8 protein-coding genes are annotated in these 7,003 nt (G+C 45.1%); 3 read left to right on the forward strand and 5 right to left on the reverse strand.

Annotation, left to right across the window (positions count from 1 at the left end; all coding sequences use genetic code 11):
* The first annotated feature begins 204 nt into the window (after positions 1–204).
* Positions 205–1,128, forward strand: coding sequence for a type I pantothenate kinase (gene coaA, locus QTO00_RS11580; RefSeq protein WP_331424956.1), 924 nt, complete (start codon positions 205–207; stop codon positions 1,126–1,128).
* 253 nt (positions 1,129–1,381) lie between these two features.
* Here coaA and QTO00_RS11585 read toward each other — a convergent pair whose 3' ends face one another.
* Positions 1,382–1,807, reverse strand: coding sequence for a DUF805 domain-containing protein (locus QTO00_RS11585; protein ID WP_331424957.1), 426 nt, complete (start codon positions 1,805–1,807; stop codon positions 1,382–1,384).
* A 48-nt stretch (positions 1,808–1,855) separates the two neighbouring features.
* Positions 1,856–2,203: a 5-carboxymethyl-2-hydroxymuconate Delta-isomerase gene (locus tag QTO00_RS11590; RefSeq protein ID WP_331424958.1), complete on the reverse strand. Its 348-nt coding sequence runs from the start codon at positions 2,201–2,203 to the stop codon at positions 1,856–1,858.
* A gap of 271 nt (positions 2,204–2,474) precedes the next feature.
* On the opposite strand from QTO00_RS11590, the gene tpiA reads away from it, so the two are divergent.
* Together tpiA and QTO00_RS11600 are read left to right on the forward strand one after the other, a co-directional pair.
* Positions 2,475–3,245: a triose-phosphate isomerase gene (gene tpiA / locus QTO00_RS11595; protein WP_038203795.1), complete on the forward strand. Its 771-nt coding sequence runs from the start codon at positions 2,475–2,477 to the stop codon at positions 3,243–3,245.
* Between the two features lie 114 nt (positions 3,246–3,359).
* Positions 3,360–4,703: an MATE family efflux transporter gene (locus tag QTO00_RS11600; protein ID WP_331424959.1), complete on the forward strand. Its 1,344-nt coding sequence runs from the start codon at positions 3,360–3,362 to the stop codon at positions 4,701–4,703.
* A gap of 52 nt (positions 4,704–4,755) precedes the next feature.
* Here QTO00_RS11600 and rraA read toward each other — a convergent pair whose 3' ends face one another.
* From rraA to efp, 3 genes are all read right to left on the reverse strand, one after another.
* The gene (gene rraA / locus QTO00_RS11605; protein WP_038203792.1) at positions 4,756–5,280 is read right to left on the reverse strand and encodes a ribonuclease E activity regulator RraA; all 525 of its coding nucleotides are present in this window, start codon (positions 5,278–5,280) and stop codon (positions 4,756–4,758) included.
* Between the two features lie 76 nt (positions 5,281–5,356).
* Positions 5,357–6,274 (reverse strand): 1,4-dihydroxy-2-naphthoate polyprenyltransferase, encoded by a 918-nt coding sequence (locus QTO00_RS11610; protein ID WP_331424960.1) that lies wholly within the window; start codon positions 6,272–6,274, stop codon positions 5,357–5,359.
* Positions 6,275–6,390: 116 nt separating this feature from the next.
* Positions 6,391–6,957 carry an elongation factor P gene (efp, locus tag QTO00_RS11615; RefSeq protein ID WP_038203787.1) on the reverse strand — a complete coding sequence of 189 codons (567 nt, stop codon included), beginning with the start codon at positions 6,955–6,957 and terminating at the stop codon, positions 6,391–6,393.
* Positions 6,958–7,003 lie beyond the last annotated feature (46 nt).

Genomic DNA, 7,003 nt, shown 5'->3' on the forward strand with positions numbered 1-7,003 from the left:
AAGTGGTGCGCATTCTATTGAATGATTTTCTGCCTTGCAATAGGAAATTTAAAAAAAAACTTCTTTTTCTCCTGATTGGGGTTATTTGTTGAAAATTCGCCCAATTTATCGACAAAAATATCCCGAATGTCGACGATGTCGTTTGCAATCTTGGTCGGTTGTTGTATTTTCGCTGCTCTATCGTGAAACCAAGTTAGGATGACTATGACTCCGTATCTCTCATTTAATCGTCAACAATGGGCAGAATTACGCAATTCAGTGCCGATGACATTATCAGAGAAAGATCTGGTTGAACTGCAAGGTGTTAACGAAGACCTCACGATGGAAGAGGTTGAAGAGATCTACTTACCTCTCGCAAGGCTGCTTAATCTTTATGTCGCAGCAAGGCAAAGCCGTAACTCAGTATTAAACAACTTTCTTGATAATCAAGGTTCCACACCGCCATTTATTATTGGTATCGCCGGGAGTGTCGCCGTGGGGAAGAGCACTACAGCCCGTTTGCTGAAGGCTTTATTGTCACGCTGGGATAACCACCCCAAAGTCGAACTCGTCACCACCGATGGCTTTCTATACCCAAAGAAAATGCTAGATGAACGCGGCATTATGCATCGCAAAGGCTTCCCTGAGTCATATGATATTAAGCGTTTGGTTGAATTTGTCTCCGACGTAAAGGCAGCCAAGCCGAATCTTGAAGTGCCCGTCTACTCACATATTACTTATGACATCACCGATGAAGTAAAAGTCGTTGATAGACCTGATGTTCTAATCATTGAAGGGTTGAACGTTCTGCAAAGTGGTATGGACTACCCACACGATCCACACCGTGTGTTTGTCTCCGACTTCTTAGACTTCTCTTTATATGTTGATGCAGAGAGTAAAACCATTGAACAGTGGTATGTCGAACGTTTCTTAAAGTTCCGCCAAGGCGCTTTCACTCAACCCGGCTCCTACTTTAGCCATTACACCCAACTTAATGAGCCACAAGCAATCGAAAAAGCCCAAAGCATTTGGCAGTCGATTAACGGCGTTAACTTAGACGCCAATATCCTGCCAACGAAAGGGCGAGCCCATTTAATCTTGAAAAAGGGTCAAGATCATAAAGTGGAAGAGGTTTTACTGAGGAAGTAGCGAGGAGCACAAAAATGATTAAGGGTTGGCACTTTGTGCCAACCCTTCTTATTTCAATAGATTAATTCTGTCATCCTCAAGAATGAGGAACGAGTGAGTTGGGGATCTCTGATAGCGAGTTGCAAGCGGATTGAGATTCCCTATTCGCTCCTTCGTCGCTCTCGATGACAGCATATAGAAACGCTCTTATCTCGAAGGGCGCAGCCCGTTCTAAATTCTCGCAGGGCGGAGCCCGCTCTCGGAGCGCAGCGTTCTATCTCCCTTCTGGACCATACTGATTATCACCCTCTTCGCCTTTCAAGAAACCACACTCAGTAAGTATCCAAACACCACACGCCAACGCAACAAATGACATTCCTGCTTGAAGTAGTGATGGTTGAGTAGCCGCCGCGGCTCCACCGACAGGCACTGTCATACGACCAAAAACGAGTGGAATGTTAAGCAGCAGCCACCAGCTCGACTTACCTCGATCATGCCAGCGCTTAGCCGTGATTGCCAAATCAGGTATAAGGATAACAATTAAGAATAGCGGCAAAATCAGGTGCGCCACTGCAGGGAACAGTGCATTCACTCCTAACGCAAAACCTACAATCATCAGATAGTAAACCACATTCCAAATCCAGTATGTTTTACGCCCAATACGACCTTGGAACGAGAACAGTAATTCTTTAATCGACATCATCAATACCTAAACAAAACCAAAACAACCGGGGCGAATCCCGCTAATCTAATTAACTACTTTTTGAAAGCACTCTCTGTCCATATCACGAACGTTAACCGTCAAGCTATGCACATGGCCAGCTTGCTGTTGCAACACTGCCATCAGTTGCCGTGACAACTCCCGCTTCTGCTCTGCTGTTCTTCCGTCCAGCAGCTCAAAGTTAATATGGATGAAATCGACACTATCACCTGCTTCACCAACTAACCAGTTATGGCTACGCAGAGAGCGAGATTTTACCGAGCCAATATCAAATAACCCACACGTTAACGCCACTTGATGCAAGTCTTCAAGCAAGCCTTGAATATTAACGCGATCATCCACTGAACTAGAGTATTCCATTACTAGGTTCGGCATAGCTGTCCTCAAATGTAAGAGAGTTTCACAATAATCAAAAAGTCCAAAACACTATTACCAATTTCTCTACTGAATTCCGAGTCAATTCCTACCGATTTGCTCTATGGATCACTGATACAAAGGAGAATAACACCAGATTTGAGTTGCCACAGCTCAAACCAGTGGCTGATATCCATGTAAGACATGACGGTAATCATGATCTCCCCAATATTATCTGTTATATTCTTACGAAGATTTTTTACATTAATTGATTAAATATGGAGATATTCCTATGCGTCGTCCTGTAGTAATGGGTAACTGGAAACTTAACGGCAGCAAAGCAATGGTAAAAGAGCTGCTAACTGGTCTTAACGCTGAACTAGAAGGCGTTGAAGGTGTTGACGTAGCTGTAGCTCCACCAGCGCTTTACATCGATCTAGCTGAGCAGCTAATCGAAAAAGGCGGTAACAAGATCATCCTAGGTGCTCAAAACACTGACCTAAACAACAGCGGTGCATTCACTGGTGATATGTCTCCAGAGATGCTAAAAGACTTCGGTGCGACTCACATCATCATCGGTCACTCTGAGCGTCGTGAATACCACAACGAATCTGATGAGTTCATCGCTAAGAAATTCAACTTCCTAAAAGAGAACGGCCTTAAGCCTGTTTTCTGTATCGGTGAATCTGAAGCTCAAAACGAAGCGGGCGAAACTGAAGCAGTATGTGCACGTCAAATCAACGCAGTGATCGACGCTTACGGTGTTGAAGCACTAAACGACGCAATCATCGCTTACGAACCTATCTGGGCTATCGGTACTGGTAAAGCAGCAACAGCTGAAGATGCACAGCGTATCCACGCTTCTATCCGTGCTCTAATCGCAGCGAAAGACGAAGCAGTTGCAGCACAAGTAATCATCCAATACGGTGGTTCTGTTAAGCCTGAAAACGCAGAAGCTTACTTCTCACAACCAGACATCGACGGTGCTCTAGTTGGTGGCGCATCTCTAGATGCTAAGAGCTTCGCAGCAATTGCTAAAGCAGCGGCAGCAGCTAAAGCATAATTTTTCTTCTTATTTGAAAAATTCTCATTGAGGTCAGCGCAAGCTGGCCTTTTTTGTGTCAGGCACATCAATCAAGTATCCTACGCTTTTCCACACTAACGATAGTTGTACCGAATGCAGGATAAGCATGGCCTTCTAACAGGTTCGATTCCCCTAGTACTTAGACAGATGACCGTTCCCATGACGTTTGGCATGATTGCGATCCTGATGTTCAACTTGGTCGATACCTTTTTTATCTCCTTGCTTGGTACTGAAGCGTTAGCTGCGATTAGCTATACCTTTCCTGTCACCTTTGCGGTCAACTGTATCACTATGGGAATTGGCATGGGACTGTCGACCAATATCGGCCGTCTGCTAGGGCAAGGTCAATCTACCGTGGCCGCACGCTTCTCCTCTCATGGGTTATTGCTCGCTGTACTGTTAGTTGCTATCGCCTCATCACTGGGTCTATTCACTATTCAGCCCCTGTTTGTCTTTCTAGGCGCAGAGCAATCACTGCTACCTTTAATCCACCAGTACATGGATGTGTGGTATCTCGCAATTCCTCTCTTGGTCATTCCTATGGCGGGCAATAGCGCAATTCGTGCCACAGGAGATACCAAAACACCCGCTAAGATCATGATGCTTGCAGGCCTGATCAATGGCGTGCTCGACCCGCTGCTGATCTTTGGTTACGGACCTTTCCCTGAACTAGGTATTCAAGGTGCCGCCATTGCCAGTGGGTTAAGTTGGCTTGGCGCCTTAATTGGTTCGCTATATGTACTGATCAAGCGTGAAAAGCTACTGGCTCTACCTTGCTCTAAAACATTATGGTCAGATTGGCAAAAGATTCTCAAAATAGGCACTCCCGCAGCACTCTCCAATGCACTTACTCCGTTATCGGGGGCAATACTAATGATGATGTTATCCACTCATGGTACCGCAGCTGTAGCGGCCTACGGTGCAGCGCAAAGAGTTGAATCGATCCTGATCTTGGTACTGATGTCTCTTACCTCTGCATTAACACCATTTATTGCCCAGAACATGGGCGCGAATAATCCTCAACGTAGCTTCGCCGGACTGTTCTTGAGTATGCGCTTTTCTATGGTATTTCAGGCCGGTATCTTCGTTATGATGGTACCACTGAGTATTCCTCTTGCTGCCTTATTCTCTCAAGAGCAAGAGGTTAAAGACCTACTATGGCACTATCTATTGGTTGTGCCCTTTAGCTATGGATTCCTAGGAGTGATGATGATGCTGGTTTCAGGGCTCAACGCACTACATGAACCCATCAAGGCATTTCAATGGAGCTTTATGCGGCTATTTTTGTTTACCTTGCCCTGCGCATGGCTTGGTGGGCAAATCTACCAGATTGAAGGACTGTTTATCGGCATCGCGACAGGTAACATTATTGGCGGTGTTCTCGGCTACTTATACGCACTCAAGCTGAGAGCCCAGCATCTCACCGCTAGCGCCTAAAGCAAAACACCGACATAAAGTCGGTGTTTTAAATTCAGTTTAATTGTGCAAGCTAATCTACAATCGCTAGATCTTCTTCCTCTTCGACCTCTAGCTCAATATCGAGAGGCTCTTGAGAAAGTATCACGCCAGTATTGTCGGCATACAGATAGTCTTCAGGAAGGAAGGTAACACCACCAAAATTCACCGGAATATCGATTTCACCAACACCTTGGGCTGTTGAACCAACAGGTATAGAGGCAATAGCTTGGATACCAATGCTCATATCTTCAAGCTCATCAACCTCGCGAACACAGCCATAGACAACAATACCTTCCCACTCATTCTCTTCCGCAAGAGAGGCCAGCTCAGCATCAATCAATGCACGGCGTAACGAGCCACCACCATCAATCAGCAGCACACGTCCTAATCCATCTTGTTCGAGAATCTCACGGATCAAACCATTGTCTTCATAACATTTAACCGTTGTGACTTGGCCGGCGAACGACGCACTACCACCGAAGTTGCTGAACATTGGCTCGACAACATCAACTTGATCTAGATAAATGTCGCACAAGGCAGAGGTATTGTATTCCATAGTATTCCTTCCCATACCGTTGGTTATCTCCATCGAGTATATAAGGTCATTAAGTCATTGCAATGACATGTATCATTTAACTAGCCAGAGTTTGAGCTATAACCACTCCAGCAAACAATAAGTTAGTCACCATCGAGCACTTAACGATAACTGGCATCATAGGGGCAATGTGCGCTGGTTTCTCTGCAAGCCATACAGCTCGACCATGTTTAAAGGTGACCAGTAAGCTCAATAAAAACGGTAAGCTTATCCATATGGGGCTTGGTTGATGAATCAAATATGTTGCAAAAGCCACGACAGCCCCCGCGAGCAGCGCAAAGTGATACTGCTTAGCGCGCTTCTGTCCGAGACGAACTGCTACGGTTCGCTTACCACACACTTCATCGTTTTCGATATCGCGCATATTGTTGATATTGAGCACGGCAACCGCGAGTAAACCACAACCAATCGCAGGTAAAACGAGTAAAGGTGCAACAATACCCGTGTGAAGGAAATAGGTTCCCGCGACACCCAGTAGGCCAAAGAAGATAAATACTGAAATATCGCCTAAACCAACGTATCCATAAGGCTTATTTCCGACGGTATAAGCGATCGCCGCAATAATGGCGAGAATGCCCAGGCCAATAAAAGCGAGGATACTCTGCAAGCTCTCCAGCGCATACATCACCAATGCTAACCCTGAAACAATGGTCAACACGACATTGATGATCATCGCCTGTTTCATATCTTTCTGAGTCACCGAACCAGACTGAATTGCACGTATTGGACCTAAGCGATTTGCGTTGTCGGTACCTTTAACAGCATCACCATAGTCATTGGCTAAGTTAGACAAAATTTGTAGCAGCGTTGCAGTAACAAAAGCAAGTAGTGCAACAACAAGCGAAAACTGATGAGTGGAATACGCCAATACACTACCCGTAAGAATAGAGACCAATGCCAGTGGCAATGTTTTAGGACGAGCGGCATCAAGCCAAATAATTAAAGACTGTTTCATGAATACCAATTTAGTCACACTTACTTGAACGAGAATTGTGGCACATCAATCCTCTTAGGGAAAAACAAAAAAGGCCACCGCAGTGACCTTTTTCTCAAACTTGACCAAGGTCAGGCTTATTTTACGCGACCGACGTACTCACCAGAACGAGTATCTACTTTGATCACTTCACCGATTGCGATGAATAGTGGGACACGTACTACAGCGCCAGTTGAAAGTGTCGCTGGCTTACCACCAGTACCTTGAGTATCACCTTTTAGGCCTGGATCTGTATCAGTAACTTCTAGCTCAACGAAGTTTGGTGGCGTTACCACAATTGGGTTGCCGTTCCAAAGAGTCAGCATACAAGTGTTGTTTTCTACCAACCACTTAGCATTGTCGCCTACCGCTTTTACGTCTGCAGCGATCTGCTCGAATGTCTCATTGTTCATAAAGTGGTAGAATTCGCCATCGTTATATAGATAATCTAGGTCGATATCCATTACGTCTGCAACTTCACAAGTTTCACCAGACTTAAAGGTTTTCTCTAGCACTTTACCAGAAAGAAGCTTACGAATTTTTACACGGTTGAACGCTTGGCCTTTACCCGGCTTAACGTATTCGTTTTCCAAGATAACGCAAGGCTCGTTATCAAGCATGAGTTTCAAGCCGCCTTTAAATTCATTGGTGCTAACAGTAGCCATTTTTTCCTCTTACATTCTTAGAGCTAAATTCAATGCCGCACATCAT

This window comes from Vibrio sp. M260118 (assembly GCF_036533755.1).
Taxonomy (GTDB): Bacteria; Pseudomonadota; Gammaproteobacteria; order Enterobacterales; family Vibrionaceae; genus Vibrio.